The 22,790-nt window shown below is 64.1% G+C and carries 22 protein-coding genes; 2 read left to right on the top strand and 20 right to left on the bottom strand.

All coding sequences use genetic code 11. The features are described from left to right. Positions 1–57: 57 nt before the first annotated feature. Positions 58–2,490 (bottom strand): phosphoenolpyruvate synthase, encoded by a 2,433-nt coding sequence (ppsA, locus tag LK542_RS17210; protein ID WP_227812832.1) that lies wholly within the window; start codon positions 2,488–2,490, stop codon positions 58–60. A gap of 182 nt (positions 2,491–2,672) precedes the next feature. Between ppsA and LK542_RS17205 the strand changes: the two genes are divergently transcribed. Then, positions 2,673–3,521: a pyruvate, water dikinase regulatory protein gene (locus LK542_RS17205; RefSeq protein WP_227802568.1), complete on the top strand. Its 849-nt coding sequence runs from the start codon at positions 2,673–2,675 to the stop codon at positions 3,519–3,521. Between the two features lie 298 nt (positions 3,522–3,819). Here LK542_RS17205 and LK542_RS17200 read toward each other — a convergent pair whose 3' ends face one another. The 19 genes from LK542_RS17200 to rpsB all read right to left on the bottom strand — a co-directional run bounded on the left by LK542_RS17200 (position 3,820) and on the right by rpsB (position 21,652). Then, a complete protein-coding gene (locus tag LK542_RS17200) occupies positions 3,820–4,101 on the bottom strand; it encodes a hypothetical protein (RefSeq protein WP_227812831.1) in 282 nt (93 codons plus the stop codon). 202 nt (positions 4,102–4,303) lie between these two features. Further along, positions 4,304–4,840, bottom strand: a complete 537-nt coding sequence (locus tag LK542_RS17195) for a peptide-methionine (S)-S-oxide reductase (RefSeq protein ID WP_227812830.1) — start codon at positions 4,838–4,840, stop codon at positions 4,304–4,306. Positions 4,841–4,850: 10 nt separating this feature from the next. Further along, positions 4,851–6,068, bottom strand: coding sequence for an EAL domain-containing protein (locus LK542_RS17190; RefSeq protein ID WP_227812829.1), 1,218 nt, complete (start codon positions 6,066–6,068; stop codon positions 4,851–4,853). A 50-nt stretch (positions 6,069–6,118) separates the two neighbouring features. Beyond that, on the bottom strand, positions 6,119–6,916 hold the full coding sequence (locus LK542_RS17185) for an RNA methyltransferase (protein ID WP_227812828.1): 798 nt from the start codon (positions 6,914–6,916) through the stop codon (positions 6,119–6,121). Then, entirely contained in the window at positions 6,913–7,560 is a 648-nt protein-coding gene (gene rnhB / locus LK542_RS17180) for a ribonuclease HII (RefSeq protein WP_227802572.1), read from the bottom strand. Before rnhB ends, LK542_RS17185 begins: the two co-directional genes overlap by 4 nt. Beyond that, a complete protein-coding gene (gene lpxB, locus LK542_RS17175) occupies positions 7,557–8,687 on the bottom strand; it encodes a lipid-A-disaccharide synthase (RefSeq protein ID WP_227812969.1) in 1,131 nt (376 codons plus the stop codon). The genes rnhB and lpxB overlap by 4 nt, the downstream gene beginning before the upstream one ends. Before the next feature lie 13 nt (positions 8,688–8,700). Beyond that, positions 8,701–9,489 carry an acyl-ACP--UDP-N-acetylglucosamine O-acyltransferase gene (gene lpxA, locus LK542_RS17170; protein ID WP_227812827.1) on the bottom strand — a complete coding sequence of 263 codons (789 nt, stop codon included), beginning with the start codon at positions 9,487–9,489 and terminating at the stop codon, positions 8,701–8,703. A 1-nt stretch (position 9,490) separates the two neighbouring features. Next, on the bottom strand, positions 9,491–9,982 hold the full coding sequence (gene fabZ / locus LK542_RS17165; protein ID WP_227802574.1) for a 3-hydroxyacyl-ACP dehydratase FabZ: 492 nt from the start codon (positions 9,980–9,982) through the stop codon (positions 9,491–9,493). Beyond that, a complete protein-coding gene (gene lpxD / locus LK542_RS17160) occupies positions 9,979–11,028 on the bottom strand; it encodes a UDP-3-O-(3-hydroxymyristoyl)glucosamine N-acyltransferase (protein ID WP_227812968.1) in 1,050 nt (349 codons plus the stop codon). Before lpxD ends, fabZ begins: the two co-directional genes overlap by 4 nt. 70 nt (positions 11,029–11,098) lie before the next feature. Further along, entirely contained in the window at positions 11,099–11,626 is a 528-nt protein-coding gene (locus tag LK542_RS17155; protein ID WP_227802575.1) for an OmpH family outer membrane protein, read from the bottom strand. 52 nt (positions 11,627–11,678) lie between these two features. Then, positions 11,679–14,012 (bottom strand): outer membrane protein assembly factor BamA, encoded by a 2,334-nt coding sequence (gene bamA, locus LK542_RS17150; RefSeq protein WP_227802576.1) that lies wholly within the window; start codon positions 14,010–14,012, stop codon positions 11,679–11,681. 71 nt (positions 14,013–14,083) lie between these two features. Further along, positions 14,084–15,424: an RIP metalloprotease RseP gene (rseP, locus tag LK542_RS17145; RefSeq protein ID WP_227812826.1), complete on the bottom strand. Its 1,341-nt coding sequence runs from the start codon at positions 15,422–15,424 to the stop codon at positions 14,084–14,086. A 3-nt stretch (positions 15,425–15,427) separates the two neighbouring features. Beyond that, positions 15,428–16,603 (bottom strand): 1-deoxy-D-xylulose-5-phosphate reductoisomerase, encoded by a 1,176-nt coding sequence (gene ispC / locus LK542_RS17140; RefSeq protein WP_227812825.1) that lies wholly within the window; start codon positions 16,601–16,603, stop codon positions 15,428–15,430. A gap of 13 nt (positions 16,604–16,616) precedes the next feature. Beyond that, positions 16,617–17,447: a phosphatidate cytidylyltransferase gene (locus LK542_RS17135; protein ID WP_227812824.1), complete on the bottom strand. Its 831-nt coding sequence runs from the start codon at positions 17,445–17,447 to the stop codon at positions 16,617–16,619. A gap of 34 nt (positions 17,448–17,481) precedes the next feature. Further along, positions 17,482–18,234: a polyprenyl diphosphate synthase gene (uppS, locus tag LK542_RS17130; RefSeq protein WP_227802580.1), complete on the bottom strand. Its 753-nt coding sequence runs from the start codon at positions 18,232–18,234 to the stop codon at positions 17,482–17,484. A 136-nt stretch (positions 18,235–18,370) separates the two neighbouring features. Continuing rightward, on the bottom strand, positions 18,371–18,931 hold the full coding sequence (gene frr / locus LK542_RS17125) for a ribosome recycling factor (RefSeq protein ID WP_227802581.1): 561 nt from the start codon (positions 18,929–18,931) through the stop codon (positions 18,371–18,373). Positions 18,932–18,970: 39 nt separating this feature from the next. Continuing rightward, positions 18,971–19,687 (bottom strand): UMP kinase, encoded by a 717-nt coding sequence (gene pyrH / locus LK542_RS17120; protein WP_036207004.1) that lies wholly within the window; start codon positions 19,685–19,687, stop codon positions 18,971–18,973. A gap of 154 nt (positions 19,688–19,841) precedes the next feature. Next, positions 19,842–20,747 (bottom strand): translation elongation factor Ts, encoded by a 906-nt coding sequence (gene tsf, locus LK542_RS17115; protein ID WP_227802582.1) that lies wholly within the window; start codon positions 20,745–20,747, stop codon positions 19,842–19,844. 152 nt (positions 20,748–20,899) lie between these two features. Further along, positions 20,900–21,652 (bottom strand): 30S ribosomal protein S2, encoded by a 753-nt coding sequence (gene rpsB / locus LK542_RS17110; protein ID WP_227802583.1) that lies wholly within the window; start codon positions 21,650–21,652, stop codon positions 20,900–20,902. A gap of 295 nt (positions 21,653–21,947) precedes the next feature. Here rpsB and map point away from each other — a divergent pair, with 295 nt between their 5' ends. Further along, positions 21,948–22,784, top strand: coding sequence for a type I methionyl aminopeptidase (gene map / locus LK542_RS17105; protein ID WP_227812823.1), 837 nt, complete (start codon positions 21,948–21,950; stop codon positions 22,782–22,784). Positions 22,785–22,790: the final 6 nt, after the last annotated feature.

Here is a 22,790-nt window from a genome sequence, read left to right as displayed (position 1 = left end):
AAAAAGCCCCGCCGGCTTGCGCTGGCGGGGCTGTGGCGGGAGTCTGGCCGGCGGCGCTTAGCCCTTGGCGAGCTTCTGCCAGGTGTCGATCACCGAGTCCGGATTCAGCGACATCGACTCGATGCCCTCGCCCACCAGCCATTCGGCGAAGTCCGGATTGTCCGACGGCCCCTGGCCGCAGATGCCGATGTACTTGCCCTGCGCGCGGCAGGCCTTGATGGCGAGGCTCAGCATGGCTTTCACGGCCGGGTCGCGCTCGTCGAAGTCCTTGGCCAGCAGCTCCATGCCGGAATCGCGGTCCAGGCCCAGGGTCAGCTGGGTCAGGTCGTTGGAACCGATCGAGAAGCCGTCGAAGTATTGCAGGAACTGCTCGGCCAGGATGGCGTTCGACGGTACTTCGCACATCATGATGACGCGCAGGCCGTTTTCACCGCGCTTGAGGCCATACTTGGCCAGCAGCTCGATGACCTTCTCGGCCTGGCCCAGGGTGCGCACGAAGGGGATCATGATCTCGACGTTGGTCAGGCCCATGTCTTCGCGCACGCGCTTCATGGCCATGCATTCCATCTCGAAGGACTCGGCGAAGTCCTCGGCCAGGTAGCGCGCGGCGCCGCGGAAGCCCAGCATCGGGTTCTCTTCGTCCGGCTCGTAGCGCGAACCGCCGATCAGCTTCTTGTACTCGTTCGACTTGAAGTCGGACAGGCGCACGATCACCTTCTTCGGCCAGAAGGCGGCGGCGATGGTGGCCACGCCTTCGGCCAGCTTGTCGACGTAGAAGGCGCGCGGCGAGGCGTGGCCACGGGCGACCGACTCGACCGCCTTTTTCAGGTCGTTGTCGATGTTCGGGTACTCGAGGATGGCCTTCGGGTGCACGCCGATGTTGTTGTTGATGATGAACTCGAGGCGCGCCAGGCCGACGCCGGCGTTCGGCACCGACTGGAAGTCGAAGGCCAGCTGCGGGTTGCCGACGTTGAGCATGATCTTGGTCGGGATCGGCGGCAGCTCGCCGCGCGAGACTTCAGTGATCTCGGTTTCCAGCAGGCCGTCGTAGATCTTGCCTTCGTCGCCTTCGGCGCAGGAGACGGTGACGAACGTGCCGTCCTTGAGCGCTTCGGTGGCGTCGCCGCAGCCCACCACCGCCGGCACGCCGAGTTCACGTGCGATGATCGCCGCGTGGCAGGTACGGCCGCCGCGGTTGGTGACGATGGCCGAGGCGCGCTTCATGACCGGCTCCCAGTTCGGGTCGGTCATGTCGGCCACCAGCACGTCGCCCGGCTGCACGCGTTCCATCTCGCTCGGGTCCTGGATCACACGCACGGGGCCAGCGCCGATCTTCTGGCCGATTGCGCGGCCGCTGGTCAGCACGGTGCCGGTGCCCTTCAGGTTGAAGCGCTGCTGGGCGTCGCTGGCCTTCTGCTGCGACTTCACGGTTTCCGGACGCGCCTGCAGGATGTAGAGCTTGCCGTCGCGGCCATCCTTGCCCCACTCGATGTCCATCGGACGGCCATAGTGGTTCTCGATGATGACCGCGTACTTCGCCAGCTCGACCACTTCGGCGTCGCTCAGCGAGTAACGGTTGCGCATCTCGATCGGCACGTCGACGGTCTTCACCGAACGGCCGGCCTTGGCCTCGTTCGTGAATTCCATCTTGATGAGTTTGGAGCCGATGTTGCGGCGGATGACCGGCAGCTTGCCCTGGGCGAGCATGGGCTTGTGGACGTAGAACTCGTCCGGGTTGACGGCGCCTTGCACCACGGTCTCGCCCAGGCCATAGCTGGAGGTGACGAAGACCACGTCCTTGAAACCGGACTCGGTGTCGATGGTGAACATGACGCCGGCGGCGCCGGTGTCAGAACGCACCATGCGCTGCACGCCGGCCGACAGCGCGACTTCGGCGTGAGTGAAGCCTTTGTGGACGCGGTAGGAAATCGCGCGGTCGTTGTAGAGCGAGGCGAAGACGTGCTTCATCGCTTCCAGCACGTTGTCGATGCCGACCACGTTCAGGAAGGTCTCCTGCTGTCCCGCGAACGAGGCGTCCGGCAGGTCTTCGGCGGTGGCCGATGAGCGCACGGCAAACGAGACTTCGGTACTGGAATCGGCGACCAGGCGCTCGTAGAACGTGCGGATTTCCTGTTCCAGGCGCGGCTGGAACGGGGTGTCGACGATCCACTGGCGGATCTCGGCGCCGGCGCTGGCCAGCGCGCGCACGTCGTCGATGTCGAGGTTCTCCAGGCGCGTGGCGATGCGCTGGGCCAGCGAAGGCCCACCATCGCTGTGTTCGAGGAAGTCGCGGAAGGCGTCGGCCGTGGTGGCGAAGCCGCCCGGCACGCGCACGCCGGCGCCGGCCAGCTGCGAGATCATCTCGCCGAGCGAGGCGTTCTTGCCGCCGACCGACTCGACGTCGGTCATGCGCAGGTTCTCGAACGATGCTACGTAGACGCGTGAGGCTTGGTCAGGCTCCTTCAATGCCGCTACAGACAGGTTGGTCATGGTGATACACCCTTACTTGATGATAGAAAGCTTTTGGCGCATTTCACAATCTGCTGGGTGACGGAGTGTTCTTGTTATTCTGGCCGTCGTGCAGCACAATGCAGACCCGTTGCCGAGCATTTTACCCCGTGACCGGCAGACCATGCTGCTAGTTTGACAGCAAGACTTAGCAAATCGACACCATGACCGTAGAGACCAGCGTTCCCGCCACTCCCCCCTCGCGCACCGTATTCTTCGTCTCGGACGGTACCGGCATCACGGCAGAGACCTTTGGTCACGCGGTGCTGAGCCAGTTCGAGATGCGCTTCCGCCAGATCCGCCTCCCCTTCATCGACTCGATCGAAAAGGCGCACGAGGCGGCGCGCCGGATCAACGACAGCTTCAGCCGCGACGGCCAGCGGCCGATCGTGTTCTCGACCCTGGTGAAACACGACCTGTCGAGCGTGATCCGGGCCGCCAGGGGCATGCACATGGACCTGTTCCAGACCTTCGTGTCGCCGCTCGAGCAGGAACTGGGCGTGAAGTCGACGCACACGATCGGACGCATCCACAATGCAGTGGACACCGAGGAGTACAAGAACAGGATCGAAGCGATCAACTTTTCGCTGGCCCATGACGACGGTCAGTCGCACAAGAACCTGGCCGAGGCGGACGTGATCCTGGTGGGCGTGTCGCGCTCCGGCAAGACCCCGACCAGCCTGTACCTGGCGATGCAATATGGCTTGAAGGCGGCGAACTACCCCCTGATCCCGGACGATTTCGAGCGCGGCAAGCTGCCTTCCTCCTTGCCACCGTTCAAATCCAAGCTGTTCGGGCTGACGATTACCCCCGAGCGCCTGTCCCAGATCCGGAACGAGCGCCGCGCGGGCAGCAAGTATGCGTCGATCGAGAATTGCCGCTACGAGGTGAACGAGGCGGAAGCGATGATGCGCCGCGAAGGCATCCGCTGGCTGTCGTCGACCACCAAATCGATCGAAGAAATCGCCACGACGATCCTGCAGGAAATCAAACCGGACCGCCGCGAGTACTAAGACTGCATTCGGGTCAGAATGTTTCGCAATAAATCGACTCCAACCCTCATTAATTTAATTCCGGATGGAATTGAGATCTTGAGCACAACAGAATCCCGATTAGTGTCGCGCGATCGTTGATACGTGCGGTCTACCTTTCGGCGATCTGCGATGAGTTGGGAGATGAACTACTAAAAGCGACCGAAGGTCTTCGGAGAGAAGTGCTTGGGCCATGGTATCCATTCGTCTGGGCAAAGGGCCGCAAGCTTAGCTACCGAACTACGGCCGTGTACGTCCGCTTTCGACCCATCGCGGACGTTTAGAGCAACCGGTGCCTGCGCATTCTTCGCACCGCATCTAATGCTATGTAGAACGATGGCATTGCGGTCTGGTTCATCGGGCCGGAGTCAGTGTCGCTTCTCGCAATCGCTAGTATTTCGAGCTCGGCTGACTTAGCGTCGCTAAGAGCACTCGCATGTTCCAGACGTGCAGCAAGCTGTTCAAGCCAGCTCTTCTGAACATAGGATGCTTCGGAACTAGTCTGTTGAAACTGCCTCATCTCCATCGACGCTTTTTGCAGCATTACACTGTAAGGATTCATGTTGTCTTCATCCTTTCTGTCCGCTCTTGGCCGATTTGAGCCAGTTCACTTCGATAAGAAGCGCGAAAAGTGTAGAAACAACTCTTCGTGCTTCGCCAGACAAGCGTCTGAAGCACTATGACGCGATGCTCATGCTGCCATGAAGAGTTCGTTCCATACGTCGTCGAGCGACTCTCGTTTTTGCTGGATCAGGATTCCTCGGCTACTCACGTGCCGACCTCAGTAAACCACCGAAATCCTTTCCAAGTAGCGCCAGCTTCGGGTCGATATAGGTGGTGCAGAACGGGCCGCCGGCATTCTTTTCAGAATAGCGCTGAAAGCGCTCATCCGAAGCTTTGAAGCTTCGAAAGGGCAGGATTCGGGTAACAAGAGGCGCCTCGAATCCTGGCCCGACTTCTATCAGGACGCGCCGTGCAGCCTCGGCCTGGGCCTCGTCCATTACATAAACCGCGCTGCGATACTTGCGCCGCATGGAGTGGTCCGACGTGCTCGAATGCGTCCGCAAATGGATCTCGATCAAGGACCCAAGTGAGATCTGGTCTGGTTGAAAGGTGAGCAGCACGGCTTCGGAGAAATTGTCGTCGGGCGCGTCGGCCCGGATGAACCCCTGCTCCACGCGGATAACGCCGCGAAGAGCGGCGAACACGGCTTCAGTACACCAATGGCAGCCTCCACCAAAGCCGATTCTCTGCACCTCGGCAGACAACAAAGTTTCCCCTTGCGAAGCTGCATGGGTCATGACGGCACCCTTAGAAGAAGTGCCGCCAGTCTTCGAGCCAGCCGGGGAAGGCCGCCGCTTCCATGGGATTGGCGATATGGTAGCCCTGCGCGTAGGTGCAGCCGAGGTTTTGCAGGAAGTCCCAGTCCTGGCGGGTTTCCACGCCAACGGCCACCGACATGCGGTCGAGGCTGTGGGCCAGGCCGAGGCAGGAACGCAGCACCGTACCCAGCGGGCGGCGCTTGGAGGCGCCGTCGACGAAGCTGCGGTCGATCTTCAGTTCGGTGAAGGGGATGCGCGCCAGCAGCTGCAGGTTCGATCTGCCCGTGCCGTAGTCGTCGATTGCCAGGCCGAAGCCCATCATGCGCAGGCGCACCAGGCGTTCGATGAACTCGGGGTCGGTGTTCAGGACCGAGGATTCCGGCATCTCGAAGGTCAGGTATTCCGGCAGGATGCGGTGGCGCCCGATGCAGGCCGTGATCCGGCGCACGAAGGCTGGATGGGCCAGGGTCTCGGGCGCCAGGTTGATCGAGATCGGGACCGGGATGCCCTGGTCCTGCAGCCAGCGACAGCGCTCGGCCGAGAGCTCGATCATGCTCCAGTCGAGGAAGTCGACCCGGTTGTTCTGTTCCAGCGCGTCGATGAAGGCGCCGGGACCCAGCACGCCGTGTTCTGGATGGCGCCAGCGGGCGAAGGCTTCCAGGCCTTTCACCTGGCCGGTGGCGAGTTCGATCTTCGGCTGGAAGAAGGGTTCGAACTGGCGCTTCTGCAGGCCGATGCCGATTTCCTGGAAGCTGAAGCGCGGGCTGCCTGCAGCTTCGCTGCTGCGCACGAGCGGGGTGTAGTTGTCGAGCAGGGGTTTGAGCTTGGCGGCGGTGACCGGCTTGCCGACGGTGCCCAGCAGCTCGACGCCATAGGCCTGGGCCAGGGTCTCGACCGAGAACAGCAGGCCGGCCGGCTGGGCGCCGGTGACGATCAGGCGCAGGCCATCGACGACCGCCCCCGTCGCTGCATGCAGCGACCCCACGCTGCGGATCAGTTCGAGGCCGTCCATGCCCGGCAGCGCCAGGTCGACGATCGCAACGTCCACCTTCGGCGTGAAGCCGGCTTCGAGGCGCTGCAGCGCCAGGTGCCCGTCTGGGACGTCGGTGACGCGGCTCGCGCCCAATTGGCCGAGCAGCTCCACCAGCGTCCTGCGCTGGGCAGCGTCGGCTTCCGCCACCAGGAAGTGCAAATGCGCGATGTCCATCTCTACTCCAGTCTGTCAGACGCAGCTTAACCCGAAGGCCAGCCCGGCGTCTATGGCCGAGCGGCCAGCTGCCCCTGGCGCAGCCCCTCGAAGAAGCACACGGCGGCGCAGGCGGCCACGTTCAGGGACTCCACCTTGCCCGCGTGCGGGACGGCGACGCGGTGCGTGGCCAGCTCCAGCAGTTCGCGCGAGACACCCTGCCCTTCATGGCCCAGCACCCAGGCGACCGGGTGGCGCAGGTCGAGTGCGTACAGCTGCTCGCTGGCGTAGCCGCTGGTGGCCAGCACCGGCACCCTGGCCTCGCGCACCAGCGGCGCCAGCTCGATGTTCTCGAAAATGTCGAGCACGAAGTGGGCGCCCATCGCGGCGCGCAGGACTTTCGGCGACCAGCAGAAGGCGGTGCCGGGACTGCAGTAGACCTGCTTGATGCCCGAGGCGGCGGCGCTGCGCAGGATCGAGCCGACGTTGCCTGGGTCCTGCACGCCGTCGAGCAGCACGCTCGATTCGACCAGCCCGGGCGCTTTCGAAGGGGTCGGGGATTCGACGATGAAGACGATGTTCACGCCGTGCTCGACCTGGCTGATGGCGCCGAACAGGGCCTCAGGCAATGCGGTCACGTGGGCATGCAGGGACTCGACGCGCGCGACGATAGCGGCCACTTCGGGGTTGTGCAGCGCTTCGTCGGACACCACGCAGTGCTCGGGCGCGCCACGCAGCTCGAGCCAGCTTTCGCACAGGTGGACGCCGTCCAGCAGGCTGCGACCCGCCTTGCGGCGCGCCTGCGAGCTGGTGGCAAGGCTTTTCAGCTCCTTGTAGAACGCGTTGTCGCGCGAGGTGATGCTCTTCATGCGGCGGCGAACAGGTCCGGCTGCAGCAGCTCCCGCACCGGCGCAAACGAGCGGCGGTGTACCGGCGACGGGCCGTGCAGGCGCAGGCGCTCCAGGTGCAGCGCGGTCGAGTAGCCCTTGTGCTGGTCGAAGCAGTATTGCGGATACTGCGCGTGCAGCTGCACCAGCGCAGCGTCGCGCGCGGTCTTGGCCAGGATCGAGGCGGCCGAAATGGCGTGCACCTTGTCGTCGCCTTCGACCACGGCGTGGGCCTTGATCTCCATCGGCGGACAGCGGTTGCCATCGATCAGGGCGATGGTCGGCATGGTCTGCAGAGCCTCCACCGCGCGGCGCATCGCCAGCATGGTCGCATGCAGGATGTTCAGGGTGTCGATCTCTTCGCAGGTGCACTCGGCGATGGCCCAGGCCAGCGCATGTTCCTTGATGAGCGGCGCCAGCTCGTCGCGGCGCGCTTCGGTCAGTTTCTTGGAGTCGCGCAGGCCCTCGATCGGGCGCTTCGGGTCGAGGATCACGGCGGCGGCGAACACCGGTCCCGCCAGCGGGCCACGGCCGGCCTCGTCCACGCCGCACACGATGTCGGCGTCGGTGAACGGCCGCAGGCGTGGCGGGAGTCCCGGGTAAAAATTGACCTTCTTTCTACTCATTTCTTACGTCCTATCACGCGGAGCACTGCGTCCGCGCTCGCCTCCGCGCTGTTGCGCAGCAGGCTGTGGTGCATGTCAGTAAAGCGGCGCGCCAGCACCTCGTTCCCGGCCGGGTCGTCCAGCTGGCGCTGCACCGCGTCGGCCAGGGCCTGCGGCGTGGCCGCATGCTGAAGATACTCCGGAACGACGAATTCGCGCGCCAGGATGTTCGGCAGGCCGATCCAGGGCTGGTAGCCCATGTGGCGCATGATTTCCCAGGAAGCGCGCATGACCTTGTAGGCGATCACCATCGGCTTCTTGAACAGCGCCACTTCCAGCGTCGCCGTCCCCGAGGCCACCAGCACCGCGTCGGCGGCCGCGATCGCCGCATGCGACTGGCCATCGATCAGCCGTACCGGCACGTCGGCCAGGCCGGCCTTGTTCACGATCTCGGTATAGTAGGCACGCTGGCGCTCGCCCGCCATCGGCGCGACGAACACCAGCTTCGGATCGCGCTGGGCCAGCAGTTTCGCAGCCGCCACAAAAGGCTCGACCAGGTACTTCAGCTCACCCATGCGGCTGCCCGGCATGATCGTGACCACGCGCGCATCGTGCGCAATGCCGAGCGCCGCGCGCGCCGCAGCGACGTCGGGCTGCAGCGGGATCATTTCGGCCAGCGGATGCCCGATATAGGTCACCGGCACCCCGGCCGCGCGGTAGATCGCTTCCTCGAAGGGGAAGATCACCAGCATGTGGGAGACGGCGCGCTTGATCTTCTTGATGCGCCCGCCGCGCCAGGCCCAGATCTGGGGGCTGACGAAGTGCACGGTCGGAATCCCCTGCGCGCGCAGCTGCTCTTCCAGTCCGAGGTTGAAGCCCGGGTAGTCGGCGCCGATAAAGGCCGCCGGGCGTTCCGCCAGCAGGCGGTCGCGCAGGCTGTTCTGGATGCCCTTGATTTCGCGGTAGCGCGGAATGATCTCGAACAGGCCGCGCACCGTGAGGGTCTCGATCGGCAGGTCCGACACCATCCCCTGCTCCATCATGCGCGGTCCGCCGATGCCGTGGAAGCGTACATTGGGCAGCTGCGGGCGCAGGCCGGCCATGAGGCGGGCGGCGAGCATATCGCCGGACACCTCGCCGGCGACCATCGCTAGCGAAACCTCAGCGGACAATGCCACGGGTAGCCACCCCGAGGAATTCGCGCATGGCGCGGATGTCGGCGCTTGCCGCCGCATGCTGGGCTTCCAGCTCGAGCAGCGCAGCCTTCGATTCTTCCAGCGTCAGGCCCGAGCGGTACAGCTGCTTGTAGGCGGCGCGGATGCCGTCGATCTGCTCGCGCGTGAAGCCGCGGCGTTTGAGGCCTTCGACGTTGATGCCGCGCTGGCCGGCCGGGTTACCCGACACCAGCACAAAGGGCGGCACGTCTTGCGTCAGGCTGGTGTACATGCCGATAAAGGCATGTGCGCCGATCTTGCAGAACTGGTGCACGCCGCAGTAGCCGGAGAGGATCGCATGGTCGCCCACGTGCACATGGCCCGCCAGCTGCGCATTGTTCGAGAAGATGGTGTGGCTGCCGACCTGGCAGTCGTGCGCCAAGTGGACGTAAGCCGAGATCCAGTTGTCGTCGCCCAGGCGCGTCACGCCTTCGTCCTGGGTGGTGCCCAGGTTCATGGTGACGAATTCGCGGATGGTGTTGCCGTCGCCGATCTCGAGGCGGGTCGGCTCACCCTTCCACTTCTTGTCCTGCGGCGCGGCGCCGATCGAGCAGAACTGGAAGAATTTGTTGTCCTTGCCGACCGTCGTATGGCCTTCGATGACCACGTGCGGGCCGACGACCGTGCCGGCGCCGATGCGCACGTCGGGACCGATGATCGAGTACGGGCCGACCTCGACCGAGCTGTCCAGCTCCGCCTTCGGGTCGACGATCGCGCTCGGATGAATCTTGCTCATGTTACTGCCCTGCCGCTGCGTTGTCGTTGGCGCGGATGGTGCACATCAGTTCACCCTCGACCGCCACCTTGCCGTCGACGCTGGCGACGGCCTTGTATTTCCAGATGCCGCGCGAGACGCGCAGGATCTCGACTTCCATCTTGAGCTGGTCGCCCGGCTCGACCGGACGCTTGAAGCGCGCGTTGTCGATGCCCACGAAGTAGACGACCGAATTCTCGTCCGGCTTCACGTTCATGGTCATGAACGACAGGATGGCGGCGGTCTGCGCCATCGCTTCGATCATCAGGACGCCCGGCATCACCGGCTTGTGCGGGAAGTGGCCGTTGAAGAATTCTTCGTTGACGGTGACGTTCTTGATGGCGGTAATGCGCTTGCCCAGCTCGACGTCGAGCACGCGGTCGACCAGCAGCAGCGGATAGCGGTGCGGCAGGTATTCCTTGATCGCATTGATGTCGAGGGTCGTCTTCGCGGTCGTTTGAACTTCGGTATTCATTGTTGTTCTGAGAGAGTTTTGATGGTTTTTTCGAGCGTGCGGATCTTTTCGCGCATCGAGGCCAGGTTGCGCACGATGGCGGCGCTGCGTTCCCACTCGGCGTTCTTGGCCAGCGGGTAGAAGCCGGTGTACTGCCCCGGCTCGAGCACGGAGCGCGACACCATGCTGCCCGACGAAATATGGACGTTGTCGGCGATCTCAAGGTGGCCCAGCACCATGGCGGCGCCGCCGAAGGTGCAGTGCTTGCCGATCTTCGCGCTGCCGGCCACGCCGACGCAGCCCGCCATCGCGGTATGGGCGCCGATGTGGCAGTTGTGGCCGATCTGGATCTGGTTGTCGAGCTTGACGCCGTCCTCGATGACCGTGTCGGCCAGGGCGCCGCGGTCGATGCAGGTATTGGCGCCGATGTCGACGTCGTCGCCGATCACCACGCGCCCGGTCTGCGGGATCTTGATGTACACGCCGGCTTCGACGGCGAAGCCGAAGCCGTCGGTGCCGATCACGGCGCCCGAATGGACGATGCCGCGCGCGCCGATGCTGCAACCTGCGTGGAAGGTGACGTTGGCGAAAAAGTGCGTGTCCGCCCCGATGCGCGCGTCGCGGCCGACGAAGCAGCCGGCGTCGATCACGGCGTGGGCGCCGATCACGGCGCCGCTTTCCACCGTCACGTGCGGGCCGACGTGGGCGGTCGGGTCGACCGTTGCCTGTGGCGACACGACCGCGCTCGGGTCGATGCCGGGCGCCTTCGGCGTCTCGGACAGCGACACGAAATACTGCGCCGCGCGGGCGAAATAGGCGTACGGGTTGGTGGTGACGATGCGCGCGCCCTCGTAGGTCGCGGCCACGCTCGGATCGTCCAGCGGCGACAGGATCAGGGACGCAGCCCCGCTTTGCGCCGCCAGGGCGCGCAGCTTGCTGTTGCTGAGGAAGCTGATGTGCTCGGGGCCGGCGCTGTCGAGGGGCGCAATGGCGCTGACGGTGATGCCTGGATCGCCGACCAGCTGCCCGCCGAAGCGTTCGACCAGGTCGCCGAGTCGAATGCCGATGTTGGTGTGTCGGGTGTCAGTCAAGATGTGGTGCTTCTCAAAGTCTGGTGCTGCGCCGTCCGTGGACGTATCACTTGTCGAGCAGCTTCAGGATCTTGTCGGTGATGTCGATGCGCGGGCTGTACCATGCGGCTTCGGCCAGCACGGCGTCGAGCTTGTCCTGCTCGGCCACCTGCTCGATGATCTTGTAGGCACGCGTCGCGATCGCGGCGCGCTCTTCGTTCTTGCGCTGCATGAGGTCTTCCTGGAACTCGCGCTGCATGCGCTGCACGTCCTTTTCCATGTTCAGCAGTTCGCGCGCACGGCGGGTGCGGTCGATGTCGGTCAGGCCGGGCGCCTCCTTGTCGAACTTCTCGGACATCTGCTTGAGTTTGGTGACGGTTTCCTCGACGAGCTTCTGGCGCTTCGAGAATTCGGCCTCGATGCGGGCATCGGCCGTCTTCGCCATTTTCGACTCGGTCATCAGGCGCTCGGTGGCGACAAAACCGATCCGGCCCGCGCCCGGCTGGGCCTGGGCGTGCGCCGGCGCCAGCGGCGCTGCGCACAGCGCGGCCAGGATCAGGGTCCGAGGCAGGTTGGCTATCAGCGTTTTCAACATCTTTCTCCGCAATTCTGGCGGCCTGCGCGAGGCGCAGGCGCCGTCTGGCCTGTCAGAAGCCGGTACCCATCTGGAACTGGAAGCGCTCCAGTCGGTCGCCCGGCAGGCTGTTCAAAGGCTTAGCATAACTCAACTTGAGCGGACCCACCGGGGAAATCCACGACAGCCCGATACCGGCCGAGTAGCGCATGCGGTCGAGGCGGATCTTTTCCTTCTCCTGGTAGACCTGGCCGCCGTCGACGAAGGCAAACCAGCGCAGGCTGCGGTCCTTGCCGCTGCCCGGGAACGGGAATTGCAGCTCGGCGTTGCCGATGAGACGCTTGGAGCCGCCGATCGCGTAGCCGTAGGCCTCGTCCACCACGCCCAGGGTCGAGCTTTCGTAGCCGCGCACCGAACCGATGCCGCCCGCGTAGAAGTTCTTGAAGACCGGGTAGCGGTCGCCGCCGATGCCTTTGCCGTAGTCGAACTCGCCGCGCAGGGCCAGCGTCATCCAGGAGGTCAGCGGGCGATACCACTGCTGCTCGTACACGGCGCGGTAGTATTTCAGGTCGCCGATCGCGTCGATCTCGAGGTTGGCGCGCTGGTAGCGGCCGCGGGTCGGCGTGACCGCGCTGTCGCGGGTGTCGCGGCCCCAGGCCGCGGTCAGCGGGATCGCGGAGGTGCTGGCGCGGCCGATGCCGCTGGCAGCGCCGCCGTTCTGGCGCACGAACTCGAGGTACAGGAAGGGGCTGTTCTCGTCGGTCTCGATCTGGGTGCGTTCCAGGCCGGCGCCGAAGTACACGGTATCGCTTTCCGAGAACGGCACGCCGAAGGTCAGGTTGCCGCCGGTCTGGCGCGTCGAGTAGGTGCCGTAGCCGTACAGCGGACGCGAATTGCGGTGGTACATCTGGAACGAGCGCGAGATGCCGTCGTCGGTGAAGTACGGATTGGTCTGCGAGACCGCGATCGTGCGGTTGTACTTGCTGGTATTGACCTCGATGCCGACGGTATTGCCGCTGCCGGCGAAGTTGGCCTGCGAGACCGAGGCGGTGAAGGTGAATTTCTCCGACTGCGAGAAGGCGCCGCCGATCATGAAGTTACCGGTCGGCTTTTCTTCGACCGAGATGTTGACGTCCACCTGGTCGCTGGTGCCCGGCGACTCCGGGGTCTCGACCTTCACGTCCTTGAAGTAGCCGAGGCGGTCGACGCGGTCGCGCGAGAGCTTGACGCGGTTGGCGTCGTACCACGAGCTTTCGAACTGGCGGAACTCGCGGCGGATGACTTCGTCGCGGGTGACCGTGTTACCCGAGATGTTCATGTGGCGCACGTAGGCGCGCTTGCCCGGATCGATGAAGAAGGTGAAGGAGGCTTCGCGCTTGTCGCGGTTGATCTCCGGGTTGGCGGTGACGTTGGCAAATGCGTAGCCGAAGGTGCCGAGGCGGTCGGCGATCAGCTTGTTGGTCGCTTCCTGCAGTTCGCCCGAGTAGGTTTTGCCCGGCTGCAGAAGGATCAGCTTCTTCAGCTCTTCCTCGCGGCCGAACATCTCGCCTTCCAGCTTCACGCCCGAGACGGTGTACTGCTCGCCTTCGGTGATGTTGATGGTGAGGTAGATGTCGCGCTTGTCCGGCGTGATCGACACCTGGGTCGATTCGACGTTGGCTTCCAGGTAGCCGTTATTCAGGTACAGGGACTTGATCGCTTCCAGGTCGCCGGTCAGCTTCTGCTTGGAGTACTGGTCGGCCTTGGAATACCAGGTGAACCAGCCCGACTTCGACAGCTGCAGGACTTCCTGCAGGCGCTTGTCGCTGAAGGCCTTGTTGCCCACAAAGGTGATCTGGCGGATCTTCGCCACGTCGCCCTCGTCGACGTTGAACATGATCGTCACGCGGTTGCGTTCGATCGGGGTGACGGTGGTGGTGATCTTCACGCCGTACAGGCCGTGCGACAGGTACTGGCGCTTGAGCTCCTGCTCGGCGCGGTCGACCGCGGCCTTATCGAAGATCTTGGTCTCGCCCACGCCGATTTCGCGCAGGGCCTTGACCAGCATGTCCTTTTCGAATTCCTTAGTGCCGGTGAAGTCCACCGAGGAGATCGCCGGGCGTTCCTCGACCAGCACGACCAGCACGCCGTTTTCTTCTTCCAGGCGGATGTCCTTGAAGAAGCCGGTGGCGAACAGGGCCTTGATGGCGGTGGTCGCCTTGGCATCGTCGAAGGTTTCGCCCACGCGCACCGGCAGGTAGCTGAACACGGTGCCCGCTTCCGTCCGCTGGATGCCTTCGACCCGGATGTCCTTGACGACGAACGGGTTGACTGCGAAGGCATTGCTGGCGCAGAGAGCCAGCACGGCTGCGCCAATCATGCTGCGACGGATGAACGGCAGGGCAAAACGATCAGGTTGTGAATTCATTGGCTGGATCAAAGTCATTGGACAACGTACATATTGTTTTAGCCGGTGCGTCGGGCCGCTTGACGAGCTTTCTAAAGCAACCGCACCAGGTCATTGAAGACGGCGAGCGCCATCAGCATGAACAGCAGGCCGACTCCGAAGCGCTGTGCGAACTCTCCGACTCGCGCAGGCAGGGGGCGCCCGGTCAAAACTTCCAGCGAATAATACAGTAAATGGCCCCCATCCAGAACCGGAATTGGTAACAAATTCATTACGCCTAAGCTAATACTAATAAATGCAATGAACTGCAGATAAGTGGCCAGACCGATGCGCGCGGTCTGCCCGGCATAGTCGGCGATCGTGATCGGGCCGGTCACGTTCTTCCACGACGCCTCGCCGGTAATCATCTTGCCGATCATCTTGATCGTCATGACACTGGTTTCCCAGGTGCGTTCGGCGCCCCTGGCCAGCGCCTCGAGCGGTCCGGAACGCACGGTCACCATCTCGACCGGCTGCGAGAGCAGCACCTTGGCCATGCCGCGGCCGCTGGCCGCGTCCTTCTCGGGCGTGACCGCCAGCGGCACGACGCGGCCGGCGCGTTCGACCTCGAGCTGCACGGTGCGGCCGCTGGCCGCGCGCATGGTCTCGGTGAAGGCCATGCCGTCCACCACCGGCTTGCCGTCGGCGCGCAGCACCAGGTCGCCCGGCTGCAGGCCGGCGCGTTCCCCTGCCCCGCCCGGCAGCACCTTTTCGATACGGGCGCGCGCGCGCCACAGGTCCAGGCCCAGGGCCGTGGTGACGTCGCCTTCGACATCGAGCTGCGCGATCCGTTCGGCGGGAATGGTCGCCGCATAGCTGCCGCCACCCTGCCCGCGCAGGGCCATGCGCAGCTCGCGCTTGTCGACGGTGGCATGGATGATCTGCCAGCGCAGCTCGGACCAGGACTGCACCGGGTTGCCGTTCACGGCCACCACGGTGTCGCCGCCGCGCACGCCGGCGATCTGGGCGCTCGAGCCCTGGGGCGCGGCGCGCAGGCGTGCCGAGGGTTCCTCGACGCCGTGCATGAACAGGACCGCCATCAGGCCGATGGCGACGATGAAGTTGGCGATCGGGCCGGCCGCGACGATGGCGATGCGGCGCCACACGCTCTGGCGGGTGAACTCGCGGTGCAGTTCGGATTCGTCCTTGGGCGCGGTCTCGGGGTCGCGGCTATCGAGCATCTTGACGTAGCCGCCCAGCGGCAGCATCGAGATCGCCCATTCGGTCTGGTCCTTGCCGAAACGGCGCGACCAGACCACGCGGCCCATGCCGATCGAGAAGCGCAGCACCTTCACGCCGCAGGCGCGCGCGACCAGGTAGTGCCCCAGTTCGTGCAGGACGATCAGGGGACCGAGGGCCAGCGCGAAGGCCAGCACGGTATAGATCAGGCTCATGGCTCAGCCCCGCAGGCGGGCGATCACGGCGTGCGCAGCTTGGCGGGCGAGCGCGTCCTGCTCCAGCACGGCCTCGATCGAGGACGCCGGGCCGTGCGGCAGGTCTTGCATCACCTGCGCGATCACGCGGTCGATGTCGCGGAAGCCGATCTCGCGTTCGAGGAAGGACTGCACCGCGACCTCATTGGCGGCGTTCAGCAGGCTCGGGGCGGTGCCGCCCGCGCGCAGCGCGTCAAAGGCCAGCGCCAGGCAGGGGAAGCGCTCGAAGTCCGGCTTGTAGAACTGCAGCGCGGCCATGTCGGTCAGGTCGAGCTGGGCCACGCCCGAGGCGATGCGCTCGGGGAAGGCCAGCGCGTGCGCGATCGGGGTGCGCATGTCTGGGTTACCGAGTTGCGCCAGCACCGAGCCGTCTGTGTACGACACCATCGAGTGGATCACGCTTTGCGGATGGATCACGACCTCGATCTGTTCGGCCGGGGCGCCGAACAGCCAGTGGGCCTCGATCACTTCCAGGCCCTTGTTCATCATGGTGGCCGAGTCGACCGAGATCTTGCGGCCCATGACCCAGTTCGGGTGCTTGCAGGCCTCGTCCGGCGTGACCGCTTCCAGGGTCTCGACGGCGCGCTTCAGGAAAGGCCCGCCGGACGCGGTCAGCAGGATCTTGGCCACGCCCGCACGCTGAGGGTCGCGCGCATAGGTGGCGGGCAGCGACTGGAAGATCGCATTGTGCTCGCTGTCGATCGGCAGCAGGGTCGCATGGTGCTCGCGCACCGCGTCCATGAACAGCTGGCCGGACATGACCAGGGCTTCCTTGTTGGCCAGCAGGACCTTCTTGCCGGCGCGGGCGGCGGCCAGCGTCGGCGCCAGGCCGGCGGCGCCGACGATGGCGGCCATCACCGTGTCGGTGTCGCTAGTGGAGGCGATCTCGCACAGCGCCGCTTCGCCATGGTCGACCTGGATGTCCAGGCCAACCAGCAGCTGGGCCAGGCGCGCGGCGGCGTCCGCCGAGCCGACCACGGCGCGCGCCGGCTTGAAACGGCGGCAGGCCTCGGCCAGTTCGTCGACGCGGCCGTGCGCGCTCAGGGCGTGGACGCGGTAGCGGTCCGGATGGCGCGCGAGTACGTCGAGGGTCGAGGCGCCGATCGAGCCGGTGGCGCCCAGGACGGTAATGCTTTGCATGGTGTGCTTCCTTTTACAGCCAGGCCCCGATCAGGGCCGCCAGTGGCAGGACCGGGACGAGTGCGTCCACGCGGTCCAGCACGCCGCCGTGGCCGGGCAGCAGGTTGCTGCTGTCCTTCATGCCGGCGCGGCGCTTGAGCTGGGATTCGAACAGGTCGCCGACCACGCTGGCGGCGACGATGAGGATGAGCACCGCGTAGAGGACGGCCCAGCCGAGGACAGCCTGGACGCGCGCGGCGAAGGTGCCGAGCATGGCCTCGCCGCCGAACAGGATGCTGAGCGTGGCCAGCACCAGTACGGCGATGCCGCCGCCGATCGCGCCTTCCCAGGATTTGCCCGGCGAGATCGATGGCGCCAGCTTGCGCTTGCCGAAGGCCTTGCCCGAGAAGTAGGCGAAGATGTCGGCGGCCCAGACGATGGCCATCACCGACAGCAGGTAGAGCGGCGACAAGCGGTACATCTCGACGATGGCGGCAAAGCAGCCCACCACGGAGATGGCATAGACCAGGCTCAGGAAGGTGTTGGCAGTGCTGTTCAGCGGCGGCAGGCCGAGCTTGAGCGAGGGTGCGAAGCGCAGCACCCACACCAGCACGCTGATCGCGAACCAGAACACGGGATTCGGGCTCGGCGAGATGAAGAAGGCGTAGACGAAGGCCGCGGTCCAGAAAGCGGCGATCAGCGGCGCCTTGCTGGTGCCCGGGTTGAACAGGCGGAAGCACTCCCAGATCGCCGCCCCGAAGAATACCGAGGCGACCACCGCGAACGCCGTGTAGTTGTTGAAGTACAGGACCGGCAGCAGGACTGCCAGCAGTGCGAGCGCGGTGATGATCCGGGTTTTGAGCATTATTGGTCTTTTGCGTCCGTCTTGTGCGTCTGTCTTATGCCTTGGTCTTCTGCGCCACCTGGTCGCCGGTCTGGCCGAAGCGGCGTTCGCGCTGCTGGAAGGAAGTAATCGCCTCGTCCAGCGACGCCTTCGAGAAATCAGGCCAGTAGGTTTGCGTGAAGTAGAGCTCGGAATACGCCAGCTGCCACAGCAGGAAGTTCGAAATGCGCTCTTCGCCGCCGGTCCGGATGAACAGGTCGGGTTCGGGCGCATAGGCCATGGCCAGGTGCGGCGCCAGCATCTCTTCGGTGTACTCGGTGACGCCCGGATGGGCCGCCACCATCTTGCTTGTTGCCTGCATGATATCCCAGCGGCCGCCGTAGTTGGCGCACACGCTGACCGTGAGGCGGGTATTGTTGGCTGTGCGGCGCTCGGCCGCGCTGATCATTTCCTGCAGCTTCGGGTCGAAGCGGCTCAGGTCGCCCACGACCTTCAGGCGGATGTTATTCGCGTGCATTTTCGACACTTCGCGCTCGAGCGCGGTGACGAACAGCTTCATGAGCAGCGAGACTTCCTCGGCCGGACGGCGCCAGTTTTCCGACGAAAAGGCGAACAGCGTCAGGTATTCGACGCCGCGCTCGACGCAGGCCTCGACGACGCCGCGCACCGCTTCCACGCCCTTGACGTGGCCGGCGACCCGCGGCAGCAGGCGCTTGGTGGCCCAGCGGCCATTGCCATCCATGATGATGGCGATGTGGCGCGGCACGGCAAGCGCTTCGGGAATGGCTGTGGTCGAACTTTTGAACATCTTTGCTTCCAGCTAGGCCGGCGAAGCAGCTCATGAGAAGCAAGCAGCGTCGGCCGTCTTAAAGGGACTCGGACCGGCCGCAGCACGCATGCCGGGGCCGGTCCGCCTGGGCGGGGCATGTGCCCCAGACCCGGTGTTACACGGTCATGATGTCTTTTTCTTTTTCCGCCAGCAGCTTGTCGATCTCGGCGACGAACTTGTCGGTCAGCTTCTGGATCTCGTCGGCAGAACGGCGCTCGTCGTCTTCCGACGCGGTCTTGTCCTTGACCATTTTCTTGACGGCTTCGTTAGCGTCGCGGCGGATGTTGCGCACGGCGATCTTGGCGTCTTCGCCTTCCGACTTGGTCAGCTTGACCATTTCCTTGCGGCGCTCTTCGGTCAGCGGCGGGGTCGGCACGCGGATCATATCGCCCTGCGACGACGGGTTCAGGCCCAGGTCGGAGTCGCGGATCGCTTTCTCGATGGTGCTACCCATTTTCTTTTCGAACGGGGCCACGCCGATGGTGCGGGCGTCGATCAGGGTCAGGTTGGCCACCTGCGACAGCGGAACCGGCGAGCCGTAGTACTCGACCATCACGGAATCGAGAATGCCGGCGTGGGCACGGCCGGTACGGACCTTGGCCAGGTTGGCGCGCAGGGTCTCGATCGACTTGGTCATGCGGTCCTGGGCATTCTTCTTGACGTCAGCTAGGGACATGCTGCTCTCCTATTCTTCTTAAATATGTTGAAACGTGGTTCAAACGTGTACCAGTGTACCCTCGTCTTCACCCATGATCACGGCTTTCATCGCGCCGGGTTTGACGATGGAGAAGACCTTGATCGGCAGCTTCTGGTCACGGCACAGGGCGAACGCGGTGGCGTCCATCACCTGCAGGTTCTTGGCGATCGCCTCGTCGAAGGAAATCGAATTGTAACGGGTGGCGTTCGGATCCTTCTTGGGATCGGCGGTGTAGACGCCGTCGACCTTGGTCGCCTTCAGGACGATCTCGGCCGAGATCTCGGCGCCACGCAGGGCGGCGGCGGTGTCGGTGGTGAAGAACGGGTTGCCGGTACCGGCAGCGAACACCACGACCTTGCCTTCTTCCAGGTATTGCAGGGCCTTCGGGCGGACATAGGGTTCCACCACCTGCTCGATGCTGATTGCCGACATCACACGCGCGGTGATGCCCACATGGCGCATCGAATCGGCCAGCGCGAGGGCGTTCATGACGGTGGCCAGCATGCCCATGTAGTCCGCGGTGGCGCGGTCCATGCCCTGGGCGCCCGGGGCCACGCCGCGGAAGATGTTGCCGCCGCCGATCACGACCGCCACCTGCACGCCCAGCTTCGCCACTTCCGCCACGTCGGCCACCATGCGGTCGATGGTTGCGCGGTTGATGCCGAACTGGTCGTCACCCATCAGCGCTTCGCCAGACAGTTTCAGGAGGACTCGTTGGTAGGCTGGTTTTGTCATGATGAAGCGGCTCCTATGTTGTGTTTCGAATTCGGGTCTGACCGCCGCTAAGGCAGTCTCATCTGCAACGACAGATGGCGCGGGTGGAGCCGTGCGACCAACGACGCATGCAGCACCACCCTGCAAAAACGGGCCTTACGGCCCGCTTTGTTGATTACTGCTTGTTGGCAGCCATCTGGGCTGCGACTTCTGCTGCGAAGTCGTCCACCTTCTTCTCGATGCCTTCGCCGACGACGAACATCGTGAATGCCTTCACGCTGGCGTTCGAGGCCTTCAGGTATTGCTCGATCGACTGCTTGTCGTTCTTCACGAATGCCTGGTTCAGCAGCGAGACTTCCTTCAGGTACTTCTGCACCGAACCGTCGATACGCTTGGCGACGATCTCGGCCGATTGCGGCTGCTTGCCTTCGGCAGTCGCCTTGTCGGCGTCTTCCTGGGCCTTCAGCTGGGCAACCGAACGCTCTTTTTCGATCAGTTCAGCAGGCACTTGCTCTGCCGACAGCGAGACCGGCTTCATTGCAGCGATGTGCATGGCCACGTCCTTGCCGACTTGCTCGTCACCCTCGAACTCGACCATCACGCCGATACGGGCGCCGTGCAGGTACGAAGCCAGCTTGGCGGTGGTTTCGAAGCGCTGGAAGCGGCGAACGGTCATATTCTCGCCGATTTTGCCGATCAGTGCCGTACGCACGTCGTCGAAGGTCTTGCCTTCGTGCGGCAGGGCTGCCAGGGCGGCGACGTCGGCCGGGTTGTTCTCGGCGATCAGCTTGGCTGCCAGGTTGGCCATGGCCAGGAAATCGTCGTTCTTGGCGACGAAGTCGGTTTCGCTGTTGATTTCCACCAGCGCGCCGATGTTGCCGGAGATGTAAGCCGCGACCACGCCTTCAGCGGTGATACGCGACGCTGCCTTCGATGCCTTGCCGCCCAGCTTGACGCGCAGGATCTCTTCGGCACGACCCATGTCGCCTTCTGCTTCGGTCAGTGCCTTCTTGCATTCCATCATCGGCGCGTCGGTCTTCGCGCGCAGTTCACCAACCATCGCTGCGGTAATAGCTGCCATGTTGAATTCTCCCAAATGTTTGATGTGTGAGCGGATGCCCGCCGGACACCCACGTGATAATTTATTGCTAAGCGTCGTGCTTAAAAAAAGGGGGGCTCGTGCCACGGCTCGGCGCCCCCTTTGATGTTCAGGCAGGATTTCCCTGCCCTACATTATGCCTGCTCGGAAACTTCGACGAAGTCGTCAGCGCCGGCGGCCTTGACCATCTCAACGACTTCGTTGGTGGCGTTGGCGCGGCCTTCCAGGATCGCATCGGCGACGCCGCGTGCGTACAGGGTGATCGCCTTCGACGAGTCGTCGTTACCCGGGATCACGTGGGTGACGCCTTCCGGCGAGTGGTTGGTATCGACCACGCCGATGACCGGGATGCCCAGCTTGCCGGCTTCGGTGATGGCGCCCTTGTGGTAGCCGACGTCGACGACGAAGATCGCGTCAGGCACGCCGCCCAGGTCCTTGATGCCGCCGATCGACTTCTGCAGCTTGACCAGCTCGCGCTGGAACATCAGGGCTTCTTTCTTCGACAGCTTCTCGACCGAACCGTCTTCGATCTGGGCTTCCATGTCCTTCAGGCGCTTGATCGAGGTCTTGATGGTCTTGAAGTTGGTCAGCATACCGCCCAGCCAGCGCTGGTCGACGTAAGGCACGCCTGCGCGCTGCGCTTCGGCGGCGATGATGTCGCGGGCCTGGCGCTTGGTGCCGACCATCAGGATGGTGCCGCGGTTAGCCGAGATCTGCTTGATGGTTTTCATCGCATCCTGGTACATCGCCATGGTCTTTTCCAGGTTGATGATGTGGATCTTGTTGCGATGACCAAAGATGAACGGTGCCATCTTCGGGTTCCAGAAACGGGTCTGGTGGCCGAAGTGGATACCGGCTTCCAGCATTTCACGCATAGTAACGGACATGTAATTCTCCAGGGTTGGGTCTTGAACGTAGCCAGTCACCTGACAGGCACCCTTTTGCGGCCACGTTCGCGATTTCATTAAAAAAGACGTTTTTTACAACGTTGCTCGATGCGAATACGAGCAACCCGAGATTCTAGCGGGATTTCACGTGGTTTTCAAGGGCTGTGAACGGGTGCTGCGGCTCGGCAGTCCGCCATGGGGGCGTGGGCAGCATAGCCGCCTACCCTACGAACCTTTATAATGGCGCAATATCGCCCGATAAGCGGGCTAAATCTATATAGCAGGATAAGAAACTATGGCTTCCACCCCCAAGACCCCCGACGAAATCGAAGGCATGCGCGTCGCCTGCCGCCTCGGTTCCGAAGTGCTCGACTACATCACGCCCTTCGTGAAGCCGGGCGTCACCACCGGGGAACTCGACCGCCTGGCCAAGGACTACATGATCAACGTGCAGGGCACGGCGCCTGCCACGCTGAACTACGCGCCGCCGGGCTACCCGCCCTTCCCCGGCTCGATCTGTGCCTCGGTCAACGACGTCATCTGCCACGGCATTCCGGGCGACCGCGTGCTCAAGAGCGGCGACGCGCTGAACATCGACATCACCCCGATCACCAAGGAAGGTTTCCATGGCGACAACAGCCGCATGTTCCTGGTCGGCGAACCCACCATCCTGGCCAGGCGCCTGTCCGAAGTGACCTTCGAGTGCATGTGGCTGGGCATCGCCAAGGTCAAGCCGGGCAACCGCCTGGGCGACATCGGCCACGCGATCCAGCAGCACGCCGAGAAGCACGGCTACAGCGTGGTGCGCGAGTTCTGCGGCCACGGCGTCGGCCGCGTGTTCCACGAAGAGCCGCAGGTGCTGCACTACGGCCGCCCAGGCACCGGCGAAGAGCTGGTGCCCGGCATGATCTTCACCATCGAACCGATGATCAACGCCGGCCGCCGCGAGATCCGCGAAATGCCGGACGGCTGGACCATCAAGACCAAGGATCGCAGCCTGTCGGCCCAGTGGGAGCACACCGTGCTCGTCACCGAAACCGGCGTCGAGGTGCTGACCATGTCGGCCGGCAGCCCGCCGCCTCCCGCTATCGTGCTGCCGCTGCTGCCCCAGTACGCCCCGGCAGAGGCCTGAGGAAGC

It is taken from the genome of Massilia sp. IC2-477, assembly GCF_020707265.1.
In the GTDB taxonomy this organism is placed as follows: domain Bacteria; phylum Pseudomonadota; class Gammaproteobacteria; order Burkholderiales; family Burkholderiaceae_D; genus Telluria.
This window is presented reverse-complemented; position numbering and strand designations above follow the sequence as displayed.

Excerpts from the sequence above, each read along its gene's own strand:
- ppsA (WP_227812832.1), bottom strand. The coding sequence starts at position 2,490 with ATGACCAACCTGTCTGTAGCGGCATTGAAGGAGCCTGACCAAGCCTCA.
- LK542_RS17205 (WP_227802568.1), top strand. The coding sequence starts at position 2,673 with ATGACCGTAGAGACCAGCGTTCCCGCCACTCCCCCCTCGCGCACCGTA.
- LK542_RS17200 (WP_227812831.1), bottom strand. The coding sequence starts at position 4,101 with ATGAATCCTTACAGTGTAATGCTGCAAAAAGCGTCGATGGAGATGAGG.
- LK542_RS17195 (WP_227812830.1), bottom strand. The coding sequence starts at position 4,840 with ATGACCCATGCAGCTTCGCAAGGGGAAACTTTGTTGTCTGCCGAGGTG.
- LK542_RS17190 (WP_227812829.1), bottom strand. The coding sequence starts at position 6,068 with ATGGACATCGCGCATTTGCACTTCCTGGTGGCGGAAGCCGACGCTGCC.
- LK542_RS17185 (WP_227812828.1), bottom strand. The coding sequence starts at position 6,916 with ATGAAGAGCATCACCTCGCGCGACAACGCGTTCTACAAGGAGCTGAAA.
- rnhB (WP_227802572.1), bottom strand. The coding sequence starts at position 7,560 with ATGAGTAGAAAGAAGGTCAATTTTTACCCGGGACTCCCGCCACGCCTG.
- lpxB (WP_227812969.1), bottom strand. The coding sequence starts at position 8,687 with ATGGTCGCCGGCGAGGTGTCCGGCGATATGCTCGCCGCCCGCCTCATG.
- lpxA (WP_227812827.1), bottom strand. The coding sequence starts at position 9,489 with ATGAGCAAGATTCATCCGAGCGCGATCGTCGACCCGAAGGCGGAGCTG.
- fabZ (WP_227802574.1), bottom strand. The coding sequence starts at position 9,982 with ATGAATACCGAAGTTCAAACGACCGCGAAGACGACCCTCGACATCAAT.
- LK542_RS17155 (WP_227802575.1), bottom strand. The coding sequence starts at position 11,626 with ATGTTGAAAACGCTGATAGCCAACCTGCCTCGGACCCTGATCCTGGCC.
- bamA (WP_227802576.1), bottom strand. The coding sequence starts at position 14,012 with ATGAATTCACAACCTGATCGTTTTGCCCTGCCGTTCATCCGTCGCAGC.
- rseP (WP_227812826.1), bottom strand. The coding sequence starts at position 15,424 with ATGAGCCTGATCTATACCGTGCTGGCCTTCGCGCTGGCCCTCGGTCCC.
- ispC (WP_227812825.1), bottom strand. The coding sequence starts at position 16,603 with ATGCAAAGCATTACCGTCCTGGGCGCCACCGGCTCGATCGGCGCCTCG.
- LK542_RS17135 (WP_227812824.1), bottom strand. The coding sequence starts at position 17,447 with ATGCTCAAAACCCGGATCATCACCGCGCTCGCACTGCTGGCAGTCCTG.
- uppS (WP_227802580.1), bottom strand. The coding sequence starts at position 18,234 with ATGTTCAAAAGTTCGACCACAGCCATTCCCGAAGCGCTTGCCGTGCCG.
- frr (WP_227802581.1), bottom strand. The coding sequence starts at position 18,931 with ATGTCCCTAGCTGACGTCAAGAAGAATGCCCAGGACCGCATGACCAAG.
- pyrH (WP_036207004.1), bottom strand. The coding sequence starts at position 19,687 with ATGACAAAACCAGCCTACCAACGAGTCCTCCTGAAACTGTCTGGCGAA.
- tsf (WP_227802582.1), bottom strand. The coding sequence starts at position 20,747 with ATGGCAGCTATTACCGCAGCGATGGTTGGTGAACTGCGCGCGAAGACC.
- rpsB (WP_227802583.1), bottom strand. The coding sequence starts at position 21,652 with ATGTCCGTTACTATGCGTGAAATGCTGGAAGCCGGTATCCACTTCGGC.
- map (WP_227812823.1), top strand. The coding sequence starts at position 21,948 with ATGGCTTCCACCCCCAAGACCCCCGACGAAATCGAAGGCATGCGCGTC.